General features: G+C 52.8%; 13 protein-coding genes and 2 pseudogenes. 4 read left to right on the top strand and 11 right to left on the bottom strand.

All coding sequences use genetic code 11. From position 1 onward, the window contains the following. Positions 1-86: 86 nt before the first annotated feature. From rpsD to TR2A62_RS15395, 10 genes and pseudogenes are all read right to left on the bottom strand, one after another. Positions 87-707: a 30S ribosomal protein S4 gene (gene rpsD / locus TR2A62_RS15435; protein WP_009157792.1), complete on the bottom strand. Its 621-nt coding sequence runs from the start codon at positions 705-707 to the stop codon at positions 87-89. Between the two features lie 242 nt (positions 708-949). Next, positions 950-2029 carry a Hint domain-containing protein gene (locus tag TR2A62_RS15430; RefSeq protein ID WP_040820852.1) on the bottom strand — a complete coding sequence of 360 codons (1080 nt, stop codon included), beginning with the start codon at positions 2027-2029 and terminating at the stop codon, positions 950-952. A 106-nt stretch (positions 2030-2135) separates the two neighbouring features. Continuing rightward, complete coding sequence (locus tag TR2A62_RS15425) at positions 2136-3056, bottom strand: lipid A-modifier LpxR family protein (RefSeq protein ID WP_009159974.1); 921 nt, start codon at positions 3054-3056, stop codon at positions 2136-2138. Positions 3057-3324: 268 nt separating this feature from the next. After that, a complete protein-coding gene (locus TR2A62_RS15420; RefSeq protein WP_223296175.1) occupies positions 3325-4443 on the bottom strand; it encodes a hypothetical protein in 1119 nt (372 codons plus the stop codon). Positions 4444-4467: 24 nt separating this feature from the next. Continuing rightward, positions 4468-4650: pseudogene (locus TR2A62_RS19240) on the bottom strand (TniQ family protein); the annotation flags it as partial. Between the two features lie 36 nt (positions 4651-4686). Then, positions 4687-4875 (bottom strand): hypothetical protein, encoded by a 189-nt coding sequence (locus tag TR2A62_RS15415; RefSeq protein WP_009157356.1) that lies wholly within the window; start codon positions 4873-4875, stop codon positions 4687-4689. Positions 4876-4880: 5 nt separating this feature from the next. After that, positions 4881-5759 carry a TniB family NTP-binding protein gene (locus TR2A62_RS15410; protein WP_223296171.1) on the bottom strand — a complete coding sequence of 293 codons (879 nt, stop codon included), beginning with the start codon at positions 5757-5759 and terminating at the stop codon, positions 4881-4883. A gap of 86 nt (positions 5760-5845) precedes the next feature. Continuing rightward, the gene (locus tag TR2A62_RS15405) at positions 5846-8056 is read right to left on the bottom strand and encodes a Mu transposase C-terminal domain-containing protein (protein ID WP_009159380.1); all 2211 of its coding nucleotides are present in this window, start codon (positions 8054-8056) and stop codon (positions 5846-5848) included. 12 nt (positions 8057-8068) lie between these two features. Continuing rightward, positions 8069-8311 carry a hypothetical protein gene (locus TR2A62_RS15400; RefSeq protein WP_009160811.1) on the bottom strand — a complete coding sequence of 81 codons (243 nt, stop codon included), beginning with the start codon at positions 8309-8311 and terminating at the stop codon, positions 8069-8071. A gap of 122 nt (positions 8312-8433) precedes the next feature. Beyond that, positions 8434-9111, bottom strand: a complete 678-nt coding sequence (locus TR2A62_RS15395; RefSeq protein WP_009157933.1) for a hypothetical protein — start codon at positions 9109-9111, stop codon at positions 8434-8436. A 1679-nt stretch (positions 9112-10790) separates the two neighbouring features. Here TR2A62_RS15395 and TR2A62_RS15390 point away from each other — a divergent pair. The 4 genes from TR2A62_RS15390 (at position 10791) to TR2A62_RS15370 (ending at position 18534) form a co-directional block, all read left to right on the top strand. Then, positions 10791-12329 (top strand): class I SAM-dependent DNA methyltransferase, encoded by a 1539-nt coding sequence (locus tag TR2A62_RS15390; RefSeq protein WP_009157973.1) that lies wholly within the window; start codon positions 10791-10793, stop codon positions 12327-12329. Then, on the top strand, positions 12326-13468 hold the full coding sequence (locus TR2A62_RS15380) for a restriction endonuclease subunit S (RefSeq protein ID WP_009159006.1): 1143 nt from the start codon (positions 12326-12328) through the stop codon (positions 13466-13468). The genes TR2A62_RS15390 and TR2A62_RS15380 overlap by 4 nt, the downstream gene beginning before the upstream one ends. A gap of 69 nt (positions 13469-13537) precedes the next feature. Then, positions 13538-16933 carry a DEAD/DEAH box helicase family protein gene (locus TR2A62_RS15375; protein WP_009160116.1) on the top strand — a complete coding sequence of 1132 codons (3396 nt, stop codon included), beginning with the start codon at positions 13538-13540 and terminating at the stop codon, positions 16931-16933. 20 nt (positions 16934-16953) lie between these two features. Beyond that, a complete protein-coding gene (locus TR2A62_RS15370) occupies positions 16954-18534 on the top strand; it encodes a hypothetical protein (protein ID WP_009157445.1) in 1581 nt (526 codons plus the stop codon). A gap of 92 nt (positions 18535-18626) precedes the next feature. Here TR2A62_RS15370 and TR2A62_RS18580 read toward each other — a convergent pair. Further along, positions 18627-18766, bottom strand: a pseudogene (locus tag TR2A62_RS18580) (IS3 family transposase); the annotation flags it as partial. Positions 18767-18904: the final 138 nt, after the last annotated feature.

Here is an 18904-nt window from a genome sequence, read left to right as displayed (position 1 = left end):
TAACGGGTGGCCTGACCAAGAGCCAGACGCAAAAAAGGCCGCGCTGGTCTCCCAACGCGGCCTTTTGGAATGTGTGTCTGCCAAGATTAGTTCTTGGCGTAGAATTCCACGACGAGGTTGGGCTCCATCATCACGGGATATGGAACATCGCCCAAACCAGGAGTGCGCACAAAGGTTGCAGTCATTTTCGAATGATCCGCATCAACGTAGTCAGGAACGTCACGCTCGGCCAACTGAACGGCCTCGAGGACAACAGCCAACTGCTTGGAACGATCACGCACCTCGATCACGTCGCCTTCTTTGACGCGGTAGGATGGGATGTTCACTTTTTTGCCGTTCACTTTGACGTGGCCGTGGTTCACGAACTGACGTGCAGCGAAAACGGTTGGAACGAACTTGGCACGGTAAACAACCGCGTCGAGACGGCGCTCGAGCAGACCAATAAGGTTTTCACCTGTATCGCCTTTTACACGCTCAGCTTCGGCATAGATCCGACGGAACTGCTTCTCTGTCAGATCACCGTAATAACCCTTGAGCTTTTGCTTAGCGCGCAGCTGTGTACCAAAGTCAGACAGTTTGCCCTTGCGGCGCTGGCCGTGCTGGCCGGGGCCGTATTCGCGGCGGTTCACTGGGGATTTTGGACGGCCCCAGATGTTTTCGCCCATACGGCGGTCAATTTTGTGCTTGGCAGACGTGCGTTTTGTCACGGCTGTTCTCCTTCTTAGGGAGCCACACGAGGTGGCTATGAAGGGCGTTGTCCTCTGGGCCGAAACCCCGACAGGGACCCTCTTGCGAGGACCACCAACACCATTGAAAGGCGGCGTATAAACGACCAACCCCACGAGTCAACAGCTAACAGCCGATTCAAACCCACGTTTTGTCATGAAAAAAAGCCCGCCCGATGAGGGGCGGACTAATAACAGAATGCGCCGAAAGGCGCGCAATCGGATCAGGCGACGTCGTGACGCAAGATTGCCGCCTCGGACGCTGACAACGACCGGCGCGCATAGGTGCCATATGACGTCGCATCTTCCACCACTTGGGGCATTTGCGCGACAAGACGTTCACGCTCTTGCGGCGTGATCGTGCTGAGTGATCCACTTGCTGGGTGAAAGCTCTCGGTTTCTACGCCGTTGGCGAACACAACCTGATGCTCTTCGAGCAGCATGTGGATATAGGTCACTTCGCGGACGGAATGATCAATGAACACCGTTTCTTCGTTCACAAGATCGCTTGCCGCGACCAGCACCTCGTCTGCATTGAACAAAGACCGCGCTTTGGGCCCCCGCACGATGATGCGGTGATCTGGCGACACCAGCAAACCTTGGTCAGGGATGTCATCGCCCAACGCAGTTTGGACCAAACGAACCGGTGCAAAACGGGGCATCGCATGAAGGCGCGCACCGGTGATCCGGCGGCGACCCATCCACAGCACCTCTTGGCACCCGTTGTCTTTGGTCTGGATTTTGACCCCTTCGTCGATTTCGTCGACAAGACGCGGGCCGTCCTCGCACTGAATCATAGTGCCTGGAGTAAAGCAGATGACGCCACCTGCGTTGGCGACTTCATTTTGCCATGCGGTCATGTCGATCGCTTGGTTCACGACCCACAGTTCGGCCTCTCGCGGCGGAATTGCGTCGTGGAACATCAACAATGGTCGTCCGCCCGTAGGGCGTTCAATCAGCGTCACGGTCCATGTGCCTCGGCCGTCCGTTACTGTAAAACTAGCGTCAAAAAACAGGGCGGAATCTGGATCCGCCTCAGCCTTTTCGATCAATGCGTCTACGTCACATCCGTCTACGGCCCCAATCAGCCGTTTCAAGGTGCGCGCGGCGCGTCTGCGTAAGTCTGCCTCTCCAATCGCGGAGCTCAGTTTGAGCACCTCGCGTGGACCATCCACGCGCACGGCCTCTCCGGTCCAACGCCATACCGCGCCCGTCCGTAAGGATGATATTGGTGCAGCCCAAAGGCCGTCCAACTCCGTCTGCGACCAGGAAATGACAAACGCGCCCTCAAAGCCCGTTTCCATTACTGCTTGCCTGCCTCTTTGTTCCCACGTCTTTGCGCGGATTTATTATTGGTTGTGTTTAACCGAGCTTATTCGCGCCGATCAAGACCCTACGATAGCCTTCTGATCAAAAGTTGAAATTCAGCTTGAGCGAGCCCAGAAACTGGCCTTCGCTTTGGCCTTCAAACTCTTCTGAAAGGTAGGTCACACCATAGAAAAAAGACGTATCTTCGGCCATTTGCCAATGTAGGCCCGCCCGTCCACGGCTGCGTTGCTCTTTTGCCGCAGGACCTGTGTCATTTGGCAAAAAGACGCTATCGCCGACCGCCACGTAGTCAGCGCCAACCACAAAAGAGAAGCCTGTCACGCTATTGTCTGTCCCGCGGTACAACTGGCCAGTTGTGACGTCTCGCAGCAGCAAATCATCACGCCCGACGGGGCCAAAAAATGCGTCAAAACCGATGCGCGCGATGTCTTCAACACCGGCAGAAACTTCGATAAATGGACGCACCATTGCGGGGCCAAACGTATAGCTCTTGGCGACTTCGATTGTGCCGCTCAAATGAAAACCGTCTTCGATTTGATCGTCCAGAACCTCAGGGATCTTTGCGCCGATCAAGCGGTGTACGCTTTCTTGAAAGCCGCCCAAGCCAGTTTGAGGACCAACTGCGACCAGATCAACACCGATTGAGAACTCTGCGCCAAACTCTTCGAAATGGGTGTGGATGCCGAACGAGAACATGCCCGCGTATTGACGGTCATCCGGCGCACGTTGGCTCAGCCTGGACGGCGCGATGATCTCGCTGCGGAAGCGGTATTCAATGATAGCGCCAAATGTGTCTGGCCGAGCGCCATTCCATTCGTAACCTCGCACTTGGCTCAGGACATATGATCCTGTGCGCCAGCGGTCTTTGTTGTCACCGAAATAGTCGTTTGTGAACAAACGCCCGTAGCCCAGAACATCGCGGTCCTGTGCCATCGCTGGCGTTGCTTGAAATCCTGTCACGAGGCCGAGGGCGGCCAATGTGGTGAACGCGAATGCGCGCATTATATTCCCCAATCTATGCCCCCCCGGCGCCCCCCTCATAGGGCGAGCACATTAACCAAGGCTAGTCGGCGATATTCGCAGTCGTCCGACACACCATAACTTGGCCATTCCGCAATACGGGCCCATTGATTTCATTGAGAAAATTTCATCCACCGGCGGCCAAAATGACCATTTACACATATCAAATGACCATCGAAAATTTCAAAAAAAATGCCACCCGAAGGCAGCATTGTGAAAATTAGATGTGGATAAACAAGCAAAATAGCAGTCAGCCCATCCAAAATCGAATCTCATCCGAGGCATTGTCGGGAGGATCTTCGATACATTTCATGATCTCGGTCGGCGAAACCATTACTGCCTCAAACCCATGATGATCCTTTAATCGATACACATTCTTCAAGTGCTGACCGAACAAAAGCTCTAGGATTGCCAGCAAGGTAACTCTAGTTTTCTCGGCCGCCTTCGCCAAATGCACATGCCCTACAGGTATGACATCCAAGACCTCAAATCGCCCTTCGATGAACTTCAAAACCTCATCGATCGACCTCCCATCGATCGCTTTTCCAACCTTACTTTTGAGTTCGTCGTGATCCTGTATTCTGCGCAACTGGCCCAGCTCAATCAAAGCAGCAACCAACGGCCGAGATGCGGACAACATGTCTGGGACCCGGGTGACAGGTGTTGCGTGTTTCGCACGTTCAATAAGAGGTTTCGCTTTAGCGTAATCGGCGACAACATTGGGAGCGCCTTTCAACGGCTCCGTTTCATTAATAACGCCAGCCAGCTCCAGAATTTTCGTCAACGTCTTTGAATGAAGGTGCTCAGCCTTCGCAATAGACGTGATGCTGGCAAAGCGCGGTGTGGTGATCTGCTTGCCCAAGAGCATCTGCCCCGGCACCAATGGCACATTGTCGACGATGACGTCGCGCACGATGTCACGAATGGGTCCTGGATCTTTTGACAGCTTACTGGCGAATAACCAGCCATAGAGCATGCCGAATGCGTTCCTTGGACTCGGGTGCCCGTTCTTTTTGATCGCACTCAGGAGCTGTGTGCTGATAATTTCACGGATTGCATCTTCTCCATCGCGCACAACAGGCCAACCAGTGCGGCCCGCTTCGTCCCACATATCTTCCGTCATTTCAGCTGCCCTTTGCGCTGAACCATATGTCATCAGGCCACCAAGTATGTGCACGGCGCGGCAGGCTTGATCAATACCTTGCCCGTCTAGCCAGGCAGGTCCCGCCTGACCCTCCAGACGTCCTTCGGCGTACTCTTGAAGCGGCGATGGAATCCGCGAAGGAAGCTTCTGTGCCGAAACGCAACCAGCTGTCACAGCATCATTCATCGCTTGAACCTCGTGAAGCATGTCGGTCCACTTGCCCATGCGTACATTGATCAAAGGGATATTGTGCTTTCGACAAGTCCGCACGGGCGAAAGACGCCAGAGTAAACGATGCCGCATAGCTGCGTTTGGCCAAGCCTGCCCATCGCGATCTTCTGCGAGGCAAAACGGGCAAAACCGCGTCACAATACCAGTAGTGAACTCCGCAGAAAACTCGCACCCGCGAAGACTGTAACGGCGCTCGCCCATAGCCATAATCGTGTTTACCAAGACAGGTTCCGGGTCCTAACCGGTGATCTGGCACAATCGCTCAACAGCCTCAGGTTTGCCCGTTGCAAGATCTGCAGCTGGGATACTCATAGCATTTAGAAACGGCAGAACGCGGCCTCCCGTATGGAAGGCCGCTAGTCGTGCTGCCCATGACATGGGCGTTTCGTCATGCTGAAACGGAAGATCTGGGAATAGAGCTGCCATAGCGTTCATCCTTTCCGTTTCCGGCGCGATCGCGGCATTGGCGCGTCATCACCAGCATCGGGATCCAAGACATGATAGTTGTCTGCATAGAAGACATTTTCCGACGCTGGACAGGCCTCGTTCATCGCATAAGCCGACGCGAAGTGATCGATGGTCAGATATTCATCATCCTGCTCAATCGCGAATTCCATAGCCAACAACAACAGTTCGATAGCCCGTCCAAAGCGATATCGCGCGCCATGGAAAATACGACCGATCAAGTCTGACTCAACAGGTGGCTCCAACCCGACTCGGCCGCAATAGTCAGCTAAAACAGCACGATACATGTCGCCATGAACGGTTTCGACCATCTCCGGTAGACCCATCGCCGTAAAGCGGCGCTTCACCTGGGCATCAGAACGGATAACTTCAGCCAATTCTTCAGTGCCAGACAAAACGACAGCGACAGCATTGTCGCCTTGCATGAGCGACTTCAAGGCGCGCAGGATAAGCCTCCGGTCAGCGCAAAAGAGATCCTGCGCCTCATCAATCCAAACCAACGCGGTCTCCAACATGCCGATCCTGTGTCGGAACATCTGCCAAAGGGACCAGGCTTCCTGACGAGGGTTCGCGCCCTCAAATCCCGACTCTTCCAGCAGGGCCAACACCATACTCTTGAAAGTAGCAGGACTCGGAACTGGACAAGCAATCACCGGGCGCGTGTCGACAGAGCGCTCGAGCACCTCGCCCATCTTGCTCAATGTGCGATCCATGAGGTGGGATTTGCCACTACCGGGCGCACCGACCAACATCATCCCGCGGGTCTCACCGGTCCGCGTTAACCGGCGCGCTTGGGGAAGTAATCTCCCCTCCTCATCCCGCCCCAGAAGCCGCTTGACATGCATTGCTGCCTCGCCATCCAAATCAAGTCCAATGTGAAGGTCTCGCACTGCGTCCAACGCCGCCTCTTTTGATACGAAATCCTTCATGATTAGTCCTCCTCGACTGTAAAGTTGGATGGTTTCTTGGGCAGATCAGACGACGCAAAAGATTTGCCCTTCTTGGTGGGGCGAGCTTGCATAGGCGCACCTGTCAGTTCCTCGACAGTCGGAATCTCGCTCCCCAATGTGCCCTTCAGTTGTGTAGGCTCTTTGCGCTCAAAGAACTCGATGCCGGCCAGCAGATTTTTCTCCGCCAGTGCCATACGCTCTTCGGACCAATCCTGAAGATTCAGGCTGGATGCCAACTTGGCCTGCTCATTGCGTTCAGAAATCGCCTTGATCGCCTCCCGCACAGCTAAGCTGTCCATACGGTTCGCCTTTGGGTTCGCCGACTTTGTATGACGCACTGCAGTCAACCACGTTTGCGCTGCGACACCGTCCAGAGTGCTATCCAAAGCAGGAATCTCAAACCATGCCTTCCCGATCCGCACCGAGATCGCGCCGATGTCTTTAGGGTGCCAGCGCACATCAACCTTATGCGGTTTTTTCCGGAGCATATGCTGGTGGAGCGCTTCTGACTGGTACCGTACACCCAAGATTGTGATCCCAGTCTTTTCGAGAACGTACTCCCGTTCTTGACCAAAACACAGACGCATCATTTCCATATCTGGAGAAGACGGCACGCCATATTCCTGCGATAGACGACGCCATGCCTTTACTGGCGTCTCACCGTTCAACCCGCCGTGCGGCGTGTTGTGGTAGATGTCCGTCACCCAGCGGATCAGTGCGAAGGTGAAATCATCCAAGGTTAGGGCAGCGCGCGCCTCGGGGTCAGCATCACCTTTTTCCACGATGCTATTGAAAGTATGGCCCGACAGTCGTGGCGCAAAGTCAGTGGCAAAAGTTCTAAATACACGCTCGATTGTACCACGGTTTTCAGGGACGCCATTCATAGCCATTTCCCAAATGACCCCAAGATCATTGACGGCCATACGAAATCGTTGCGATTTAAAGGCGGGCCCACCGTCGAAAACAATCAATTCTGGGGTGCCGTGCATATCCCAAGAAGTCAGCGCCCCGACGGCATCGCTCCACGCACCCTTGTTGGTCGTGATCATCTCCAACAGTTGAACTGCCGCCTCACTTCCAGGATTGCGGCTCAAGACCATCCCGACAATGCAACGTGTCGCGCAACAGATCGCAGCTGTCAGGGTCCAGCGCCCAAATTTCTTGCGCAATTTGCGATCATCCAAGTCTTGTTCGTCTTCAACGTAGAGCCCCAACGACTTCTTATCTTCGTCTGACATCAATGCGTACATGCCGGTGCTTTGCATGAAAGTGATGACGTCCACGGTCCATTCGTCGATTTCCACCCGCTCCAGTGGACGCGTCACCGAAATGCCAGTCATGACCGGCCGGAATTTTTTGCGCGCAGCGGCCTCACCATTGCGTGCCAATTCAACCTGGTAAGGATCAAGAGCTCGGATCGCTCGGCGGACAGTTTCACGGCTCGGAACGGTCAGAGGGTGCAGGCTCTTTACTTTTCGCTCTTCATTGCGTTTCTCGAAACCCAATACAACCTCTTCATGAACCTGCTCGATCGACGGCCTTTCGAGCGAAAGGTATTTACGCACCTCCTTCATCATCAGACCCGACGCCTCTGGCCCTAAATTACTTGCCCGATTACCCCGGCTATCAATCCGATCAACCAAACCGCTACGACCAAATTCATTCACTGCGGCAAGCCAACGGCGCAGTGTCCGAGCGGCTGGTGGCTTGCTGAAATCTTCTGTCTTCGGAAGCTTTGCATTCCCGCTTGGATTTAGGTTATCTACCAATCCCATAGCCCGCCCCATAAGCCGGTCAACGTTCGCTTTAATAGACACATCTGTAAAACTCATCAGGCCTTCATTACGCATTTCATATGCGGCCTGAGTGTATGCCTCTCTCTTGCTCAAGCGCGTTTTTACGCCAGCCGATAGGCCACCGTAGGCGGTACTTGCATGCAACTGACGTTTCGCCGCAAACTCGGGGTCAAAATAGCCACGTTCCACACGGACACGATGCGCATTGGTCAAACGCTGCATGTCCTCATGGCTGAACTGATGTGCCAACTGGGTTTCATCATCGCGGAGGAAGACAAAGCCAACTTCAGTTTCTTGATGAAAGCGGTAACCAACACCCTCGATCGTAACGCGATCAAATTTGGAGATAGCCAGGCGGGCGTTCTGAGAGAATTGTGTAGGGTTTGAGAGATCCATAAGAGTTTCCTTTCAGGAAGTTGGACGGCTTAGCGCCGCGGAATATGGACGCCGTGAAAGGCGCTGTGGTAATTTTAGTGGTTTCTTGAAATAGGAATTTACCGACTGAGATGCCTTCAAATCTAAGACCCAATCATCGACTTCGACGCGGGCAAACTTCTTGGCATTTCCTTTGATTTCACTGATTGGAGCCAGCCAATAACCGGCGATAGTTCTGTCTGAGTTCATAAAAAACTCGAGTTTGATGCGTGGCATAAGACTTACCTTCATTCACATGGCTGGAGACACCTCAGGCGATGGCCGCCTGAGTGATTTTAGAGATTGAGAAATGAGATCGACCTTGATCAGTTGTCATAAGCCGATCTCGAAGAAAGCAATCAGATCACGCGGGCCCTGAAAACCTCTGTTGAACGCTTGATACGTTCATGCCGAACCATCTTTAGGTGACCAGATTTGATCAGACGAACTGCAGCCCGAAAGCCCATTCCATCAAGGCTTGACTGATCAACCAAGTCACCAATCGTCGTCACGCCGACAGAGGATCCAACGACATCCTGCATGACGGGATCAGCAAAGCAATCCGGGCGGCGCACGGCATGAATCAGTTCAGCGTTAAACAGCTCTACCGGACAGACGTCTTGTTCCGTGAACAGTACGAAATCATCCAAGAAACACTGGTGGATAGCCTGCTCTTTGATACGAGCGAGTTTCGCGATATACTCAGTGCTTACTCGTCCCATTGGACGGACAGCATAGCCGACAACATCTCCATCAATCTGCGTCGCCACAAGGTCGATGTAATGTGTATGGTACTCACCGTGCTCATCATACCAAACGAACGAAACCTGCCCGGTGAGGTCAAGCGTTGAGGAACTTGCCAGCAGTAGCAAAGCCGCATTTTTCTCGAGATGGCTTTCAAGACCGAGGCGAACACCATGATCACCACCGATCACGGCGCCACCAGTAAAATGTCGTTTTGACCCAACTTGGGTGTCACGATCACCACGGCTTGCTTCAGGAAGGCGGGTACCGCCGGAGTGGAAAGGATAGGACATATTTCTGTCTTTCTATTGAGTGGGGTCGCGCCCCAAATTCTTGAGAAGAAAGATCTCGTCAGGCAGCCATCCGCTTGTTCGCGAAACGTCCCTTATGGACGGCGAAATCGGCTTCAGGCGCACCTCCCCCGTTGCCATCGAACGATGACTTGGAGCGAGATCAGGATTTTTTGAAAAACCGATGTCCTTGAAATGGGCCCTCATACGTGGTACCTAATCCTTGCTTAGAGGAAGGCTTCGGTCTTTCAGGAATTGTCGCGGTTTGCTTATGTAGGCCGCGTTTTTCTTTTTTAGGGCTCGGTCATATTCGTTCCTTTTTGTTGTTTCGGCTCATACCAAGAAGTTGCGTTAACGATAGCGTGCGAACGATGCTTAGTGAACTATTTTTACTTTTAAATTCAACACTCTACACGATGCTCACGAGTTCCATTTTCGCATGCGAATTCTCGCAATAGGTTGTGGTTATGGATCTTAGACTTCTAAATCTATGACCCCGGCGACCCCGTCAGTTCGGATTGCCGCTTGCGAAAAACCCTCATCCAAAATCGCACAAGAATTTTTCTCAAACAGGCATTCTCGGTTTCGCTCAGAATCCAGGGCCAGTCGGGCTCCGATTCGTCGCCGCCAACCGAAGGAGTGATGCGAAGTTTAGGCAGACTGACCACGTATTGATGGCCATCGATATGATGAGAATGAAAAAAACACGAGTATCGCTTTCGGACAGTTCTTACGAAACCGGCGCACTAGAATATGCGTCGAAATTACCTGGTTAGGTTATTCGTATGAGCCGTGAAGTGATATGATGTGCTGTGTTTGTCATGGGATAAGATTTGGAGGAACGATCGCCGAGTAACAAGGGAATCCGCGCAACCGTTTTGCCGCCTGCCACTCTACCGTGGCGTGTTCGACACAGGTTGGCACAACATTTTGATTGGGAATTGCGGCCTATTGATCAGCTGAGTAAACGCCTCCCTATCGGATTGGGAGAGTGTGCTCGACCAACGATGTCACCGATAGGGAGAACATCTCGGCTCGGACTAGAAAGCGAATTCGGGTAAATTTCTTCGGAAAATTAATTTCTCAACGAACCTTGAAACGTTGGCCGCAAGCTATCAACGGGCCGGCTTCATAAGCTTTTCTAAATTTGACTTTGCTGACGTGAGATTTGGAAGCTACTGGACTATGCAACGGCTTTGCAGTTGCGCCGGCGAACCTTTTCCCGCTGTTTGCGGTCAACACCCAGTTGCTTCAAGACATATCATATCGGATCAGGCAAAATTGGCATCACGCGCCTTCTCTTTGCAGGCAGCCTAGCAGTCTGACCTCAAAACCGACACAAAGCGTTGCGTTTTTTACCTCCTCCGAGTGTAGCCCCTTTTGGAGATTTGGCATACGTTTGGGGAGATACAGCTCATATATGACACCGTGAAATGTAAAGCGCACTTATCACCCCGGGGTATGTCCCCCCAAAAATGATAAGTGTACTTTACAAAATTTCGATGTTTCGGCCTGGCGGCAAAAAACGGCGACTTGATGGCGCGACTAAGCATCAAGGAATTTCGTCGCCTTCCTAGAACTTTCTAAGCAGGCACAATCGAACCGTCACAGCACCCATTAAACCGAATTGCAGCCCAACCACCCCACAGATAACGTCAGCCTAACAATAAGAGGCAGAGCATATGATTACCGGCACCGTTCGCACACAAATCGACCAAATCTGGAACGCCTTCTGGTCGGGTGGCGTGTCCAACCCGCTATCCGTTATCGAACAGCTCACCTTCCTACTATTCATCAAACGCCTTGACGATCTGCACACTGTCGAAGAACGCAAATCCGAAGACCTCGGCATACCGATGCAACGCAACATCTTTCCCGAAGGTAGCGACGACAAAGGCGAGCCTTACGACAATCTGCGCTGGTCCCGCTTCAAGAACTTCGAAGCCCGCGAGATGATGCGCATTGTCGATGAACACGTCTTCCCATTCTTGCGCCAGATGGGCGAGGAAGGATCGTCCTACGGCACCCACATGAAAGACGCGCGGCTTGGCTTCTCCAATCCAAACCTTCTGGCCAAGGTCGTGCAATTGCTTGACGATATCCCGATGGAGGACCGCGACACCAAGGGCGACGTGTTTGAATACATGCTCGGCAAGATCGCCAGCGCCGGTCAAAACGGCCAGTTCCGCACCCCGCGCCATATCATCAACCTGATGGTCAACCTCATGGCGCCGACACCGCAGGATACCATCTGCGATCCGGCCGCGGGCACCTGCGGGTTTCTGGTCCAGTCGGGGGAATACCTGCGAGACCACCACCCAAAGATGCTGCGCGACAAAGACCAACGCGCGCATTTCCATAACGATATGTTCCACGGCTTTGACTTCGACAGCACCATGCTGCGGATCGGCGCGATGAACATGACACTGCACGGCGTGGAAAACCCTGATGTGGCTTACCGCGATAGCCTTGCCGAGGAACACGGCGCGGATGAGGGACGCTATTCCCTGATCCTTGCCAACCCGCCCTTTGCCGGCTCACTGGATTACGACACGACGTCCAAAGACCTGCTCAAGATGGTCAAAACCAAAAAGACCGAACTCCTGTTCATGGCGCTGTTCTTGCGGCTGATGCGCACAGGCGGACGCGCGGCGGTGGTTGTGCCGGACGGGGTGCTGTTTGGATCCTCCAAGGCGCACAAAGACATCCGCAAAATGCTGGTCGAGGATCACAAACTGGATGCGATCATCAAAATGCCCTCGGGCGTGTTCCGCCCCTATGCCGGTGTGTCCTGCGCCATCGTGGTGTTCACCAAAACCGGCGTCGGCGGCACCGACGACGTATGGTTCTATGATATGGAGGCGGACGGGCAAAGCCTTGATGACAAACGCACGCCATTGCTGGATGACGCCAAACTTGGCCCAACGCCAAAGATCGCGCTGAGCGAAGACGAGCACGCCAAAAACAACCTGCCCGACATTCTGACACGCTGGCAGGCGTTGGAAGTTGAGGCAGAGCGCCCCCGCACTGCCCAAAGCTTTATGGTGCCCGCATCCGAGATCATCGCCACCGGATCATGGGACCTGTCCCTGAACCGCTACAAAGAGATCGAGCACGAAGAGGTGCATCATGACGCCCCCGCCGACATCATCGCCGAACTGCGTAAACTTGAGGCCGAGATTGCCGAAGGCTTGGATACGCTTGAGGGGATGTTGGGATGACGCCAGCCCATTTTGCGCCATTTCTGGAGGTTTGCGATATCCAAGGAGGAACGCAGCCACCCAAAAGCACCTTTATCGACGAGCCAACAGACGGCTACGTCCGTCTCCTGCAAATCCAAGACTTTAAGACCGACAAGAAGGCAGTGTTTGTTCCTGACAAACAGACGTTAAAAAAATGCAGTAAAAACGACATTATGATTGCGCGGTATGGGGCCTCACTCGGAAAAATTCTGTCCGGCCTTGAAGGTGCTTACAATGTCGCGCTGGTCAAGACCATTCCCGATTTGGAACGGTTGGATAGAGCATACTTCGCACATTTTCTTCGCGCGAATGCATTTCAAAGCTTCATCCTCAATCTTGGTGGTCGCGCTGCACAGGCGGGGTTTAATAAGGCCGACCTTGAGCGCATCAAAATCCCCCTCCCGCCGTTGGAGGAGCAGAAGCGGATTGCGGGGATATTGGATCAAGCGGACGCGCTCCGCCGCCTCCGCACCCGCGCCCTCGACAGGTTGAACACCCTCGGACAAGCGATCTTTCATGAGATGTTTGGGGATCCCACTCATAACTTTTCCTTGGCTACTCTTGGCGAGGTCTGCGATGTTCGAGATGGAACACACGACTCACCTAAGTATGTCGAGACAGGCTACCCTCTACTAACATCAAAGAACTTTTCGACTGGGGTGCTATCGTTTGATGGTGCCAAATCGATTTCTGAAGAAGACTACTTCAAGATCAACAAACGTTCTAAAGTGGACTTGGGAGACATCGTAATGCCTATGATCGGAACGATTGGTTCTCCAGTGGTTATCGAAGAAGAAGCTGCCTTCGCAATCAAAAATGTTGCGTTGATCAAATTTGTCGAAGGATCGCCTAAGGCCTCTTTTATTCAAACGTTGTTGTCTGGAGTTTATTTGGAGCGCATTGTCAAAACTCAAGGACGTGGGGGAACTCAGAAATTCGTATCTTTGGGCGACTTAAGAAAACTTCAGTTCCCTTTACCTCCGAAAGAGCAGCAAGAGGCATTCGAAGGCCTGATCAGCGAAATAAAAAAACAAAAATCAAAACTCTGCAATCTCGTAACAACCCAAGAAACCCTCTTCGCCTCCCTCCAACACCGCGCGTTTCGGGGGGAACTTTGATCCCGTCACACTCAAAGGTTGAGAAGCGGCACGCGCCCGTCTAACCTCCTGCGCATACAGGAATTATTTATGACCCAATTTGCCTTTCTCACTACCGATTTCCCCGACCTGAAACAGCACGCCGAAAAGGCGGAAAAGCTGGCCTTGTCCGATCCGCGTGGCGCGTGTTTCTGGGCGCGGTTGACGTTGGAAACCGCCGTCAAATGGCTCTACCGCCGCGACCGCAGTTTGCGTAACCCCTATGATCAAACCTTGGCCGCGTTGATCGCAGAACCCAGCCTAACCGCCCTGACCGGCCCCGCCATCACCACCAAGGCGAAATACATCAAGGATCAGGGCAACCGCGCCGCCCATGACAGCGGCAAGCCCCTCACCGCCAAAGACGCCGCCGCCACGGTGCGCGAGCTGTTCCACGTCTGCTACTGGATCGCCCGCACCTACGCGACAGGCCCCAAGCCCGACCCTGCGTTGACGTTTGATCTGGCCAAGCTGGAAAAATCCCTGACCATCTCGGCCAGCACCGTAGCGCAGATCCAAAACATCGAGGCCGACGTCAAAGCCGCCAACAAACGCGCGGCAGACGCCGAGGAGGCCCGCAAGTCATCCGAGGACGGGTTAAAGGCGGTTGAGGCTGAGCTTGCGCAATTGCGGGCCGAAGTGGCCGCGACCAAGAACGCCAACCAAGCCATCCCAGACGATCACGACTATGGCGAGGCCGAAACCCGCGATGCGTTCATTGATCTGCTGCTACACGAGGCGGGTTGGCCACTCGACCAAACCCGTGATCGCGAATTTCCGGTCAAGGGCATGCCCAACCAAAGCGGTGACGGATTTGTCGATTATGTGCTGTGGGGCGATGATGGCAAACCACTGGCCGTGATCGAGGCCAAACGCACCAAGAAAGACAGCCGCACAGGCCAGCAGCAAGCCAAGCTTTATGCCGACTGCCTAGAGGCCCAATATGGCCGCCGCCCTGTGATGTTCACGACCAACGGCTATGAACATTGGTTGTGGGATGACGCGCAATATCCGCCGCGCCCGGTCTCCGGCTTTTTGAAGAAGGCCGAGTTGGAGTTGCTGCATCAACGGCGCGGCAATGTGAAACCACTAGATGATGTCAAAATCGACGAAGACATCGCCGGACGTTTCTACCAACAACGCGCCATCCGCCGTGTGGGTGAGGCGTTTGAAAAACATGCCCAACGCAAGGCGCTTTTGGTCATGGCCACCGGCAGCGGCAAAACCCGTACGGTGATTGCACTGATCGACCAGTTGATGCGCGCCAACCGTGTGAAACGCGTGCTGTTCTTGGCTGACAGGATCGCCTTGGTGAAACAGGCCCACGGTGCGTTCAAGACACATTTGTCAGCGACCCCAAGCGCCAACCTTTTGGAACGTCACGACCCCAAGAAAAACGACCATTCCGGCGCGCGTGTCTGTATGTCGACCTATCCAACAATGATGGGGTTGATCGAACAGATGAAGGGCGGCCAAAAGCAATTTGGCCCCGGCCACTTCGACATGATCGTCATCGATGAAGCCCACCGTTCCGTTTATCGTAAGTACCGCGCCATTTTTGAGTATTTCGATTGCCTTCTGGTTGGCTTGACCGCCACCCCACGTGAAGAAATCGACAAAGATACCTATTCATTGTTTGGCTTGGAAAAAGGCATTCCGACGGACTCTTATGACCTAGATGATGCCGTCAGTGATGGCTTTCTTGTGCCGCCGAAGACCATTTCTGTCCCTCTGAAGTTTCAACGAGAGGGGATCGCTTATGATCAGCTTTCAGATGACGAGCAGGAAGAATGGGATGCCCTAGAATGGGATGAAGAGGGCAACGTTCCAGATCGGGTTGAAAGCGGAGAGCTTAACAAGTGGCTCTTTAACGAGGATACAGTAGACAAGGTCCTTGAGCATTTGATGCGCAACGGCATCAAAGTTGACGGTGGAGATCGCCTTGGCAAGACCATCATCTTTGCGAAGGGTAACAAGCACGCTCAATTCATCATTGATCGATTTAATGCCAACTACCCGCACTACAAAGGCGAATTCGCCAAGCTTATCGACTATAGCGTGACATACACGCAATCGCTAATCGATGACTTTTCTGAAAAGGATAAGGCTCCGCACATCGCCGTTTCCGTCGACATGCTCGATACCGGTATCGATGTTCCTGAAGTTGTGAACCTGGTCTTTTTCAAAGTTGTGCGTTCAAAAACGAAATTCTGGCAGATGGTCGGGCGTGGAACTCGATTGTGCCCTAATCTGTTTGGCCCAGATGAAGATAAGGACGAATTTGTCATCTTCGATTTCTGCCAAAATTTGGAATTCTTCAGTGAGAACCCAAACTTCACGGACGGCGTTGGGACCAAACCGATGGGTGAACGTCTTTTCGCGACACGGGTAGAGCTGCTCGATGCGGCCCAAGAAGATGACAACCCACACGAAGATCTGGTGCGTTCAGTCAAGCAACGGCTTCAGGATGAAGTGAACGGCATGCCTCTTGATAATTTCATTGTCCGAGCAAAGCGGCGTAGCGTCGAGAGGTTCCAAAAACCTGACAGCTGGTCAGATTTAACTTTAGAAGCACGCATGGCGTTGACCGACGATGTTGCGGGCCTTCCAAGTGCTTTTGAAGATGGTGCTCTACCTGCAAAACAATTCGACTTGCTTTGCTTGAATGCCCAGCTGCGGCTGCTGCAAAACGATGGCGGTTTTAGTTCCCTACAACAACGCATCATTCGTTTCGCATCTTCCCTAGAAGAACTCGAGAACGTGCCCTTGGTGGCAAATGAACTTGAACTAATCTTGGAACTTCAGACAGACATTTTCTGGGAGGACGTCACGGTTGAGATTTTGGAGAACGTGCGCAGGCATCTTCGTGGTTTGGCCGAACTCATAAAACCAAAAGAGCGGAAAATAGTCATTACAGACTTCATCGACGAAATTGGTGAAAGTGCGGATATTGTCATGCCGGATATTGGCAGTGGCGTGGATAAGGCCCGCTTCAAAATGAAAGTTCGCAAGTTTGTTGAGGAACATCGCGACCACATCACCTTGAATAAGGTTAAGTTCGGACAACAACTGACAAAGCAGGACTTAGACGAACTCTCAGCGATCCTTGTAAGCGAAGGGGTTACTGACCAAGAGACATTGAAGAACTTGGATGATGATGGTGGCTTAGGACCTTTCTTAAGGTCGTTAATTGGCCTAGATCGCGCGGCCGCGAAAGACGCGTTTGGCGGGTTTACATCGCTCCATCGTCTTAGTGCAGACCAAACCGAATTCCTTGACCTCATTATCGACAGCTTAACGGAAGGCGGCATTGTTGAACCCGCCGCGTTCTACGAAAGCCCATTCACAGATATAGACGACCAGGGGATTGCAGGCGTCTTTAACCGCGAACAGGCCAAAACAATTGTGGAGATTGTCAGAACACTGAATGACTCCGCAGCAGCATAAGTATTTAGGAATTAGTAATTTTGGTTAAGAAAAAAATTGAGACACCTTCGATGTCTGTAAGGGCAGCAAAGGCCACAGGACGCTCCGCGTTATTTTTGACAAAAACTGCTGGAAAAACAGGTTGGGCGATCGCCAAACCCGTAGGACGAAAAACGGGAAAATTGGCTGCAAAAGGCGGCAAAGCCGTCAAAGATCATGCTGTCGTAAAATATGCAGAGTTTGAACTGAGGCACGCTGACTATACTCGGGAAAACTTTTACGAAAAAGGCGCGATGGCCTTAGAAAATCTTGTCGATGCATTACTCATCGAGAAACAGGGGACTTCGGCAAGGATCGTCAGAGCCCTTTCTGTAAAGCTTGCTGCAGCGGGTACGACTGCTGGTTTATTTTCCATCGCTTCCATTCTTGGAACAGCCAGTACAGGAACAGTAATCTCTTCGCTTTCGGGTGCTGCGTTCAATAGTGCCGCATTGGCATGGATTGGTGGAAGCGTTGCGACAGGCGGATGGATTGTTTTGGGTGCGGCGGCGGCGGGTGGTGCTTTAGCATACTTCGGATCTCGCAAACTGATCAACAAATGGACAGGCAAACGACGCAAGAAAAAGTCCTTAGATGCGCAGGAGATGCGATTTGTTGAAACCTGTTTGATGCTGGCAACCGCATTTCGTGAACGCACCGCTCAAAATGCTGTCTTGGACCCGATCACAGCTAAAACCTTGCAACAGCACCTGAGGAATGACGTGCTCGAACAGCTGGATATCTGCATAGCCAAAGTCACTGACTGGCCGGACATCCCGCGCATGAAACTTGAAGGTCGCAAGGTGGACCTAGTCGCGTTTTTTGACGCCTTATCAACGTTCGAAGGTAAAAAGGTGCCTGCCAGCATGAAGGCAACTGCGACAGCCCCGCTGGTCACCGGTGTGGTTTCTGCGACCATAATGAAACTCATGTCAGATACCTTGCCCGCTTTCTCCGAGGATGAGGAATTGGTGCTTCAAGCGTTGCGTAGGTCGAATAATAGACTAACCGATGCCAGTGAAGCAGAGTTGGCAGACTACGTGCAATCGTTATCCGTAGACCAAATTTCGGGGCTTAAGAACAATGTCAAAGGCATCTACCATGAACTTGCGTTCCAGCAGCGCGAGAACCTTGATGGGGACGAATATATCGTTGAGCTCTTCGATGAAACGAACCACGCCGGAGCGGATGTCCGAATTATCAATACGGTGACAGGCGATTTTTCTGAGGTTCAGCTCAAGGCAACAAACTATGCGTCTTATGTACGTGAACATAACCAAAAATACGAAAACATCGAAGTCCTGACGACCAGTGAAGTTGCGGCTGCATCACCAGATTGGGGGGACACAGGTTTCACCAATGCTGAGATCACAGATGACACCGCCTTGGCACTACAAAAGCTCGACCAAGGTACCGAGGCCGGTGTTATTGACAGTATGGCTGTTGCCGCAATGGTAACACTTGCAACGAATGCTAAGTCTATGTTGAAGGGTGAAACTCTCTCGACTGCCGCAAAGGAGAAACTAATCCAAGACGGGGTAGTGGCCGCAAGCGTCGCCGGCTTGGTTCAACTTATCGTCTAGGATCATTCGCACGATCGCCGTTTGCGCACTCCACGGTCCGTAATAGTTGGAACTAGAAAAACTATGGCTGTGACTCACGGCCCAAAGCATGCGTAATCCCGCATTGCCTTGCGTGCCGCAGCCTGTCGCACATTCGGTGTCGTCAGTTCTTTCCCAGCAAATCCTTCAACACAACATTGTCGAGCATCGTGTCGGCCAGCAGACGCTTCAGCTTGGCGTTCTCATCCTCTATTCATATTCACGAAAAGACCGTCGTTGAATGCGGCCCATTGCTTCCGTTCAACCCACTTCGGTCATTTTGCCACGTGGCAAGTAGGAACGGACTTTCGCTGCAGATCCACGCTTTGCCACCCGATTGGGGTTTTAGTGA

It is taken from the genome of Thalassobium sp. R2A62 (genome assembly GCF_000161835.1).
GTDB lineage: Bacteria > Pseudomonadota > Alphaproteobacteria > Rhodobacterales > Rhodobacteraceae > Thalassobium.
The sequence above is the reverse complement of the archived record's forward strand: the minus strand, read 5'-3'. Positions and strand labels throughout refer to the sequence as shown.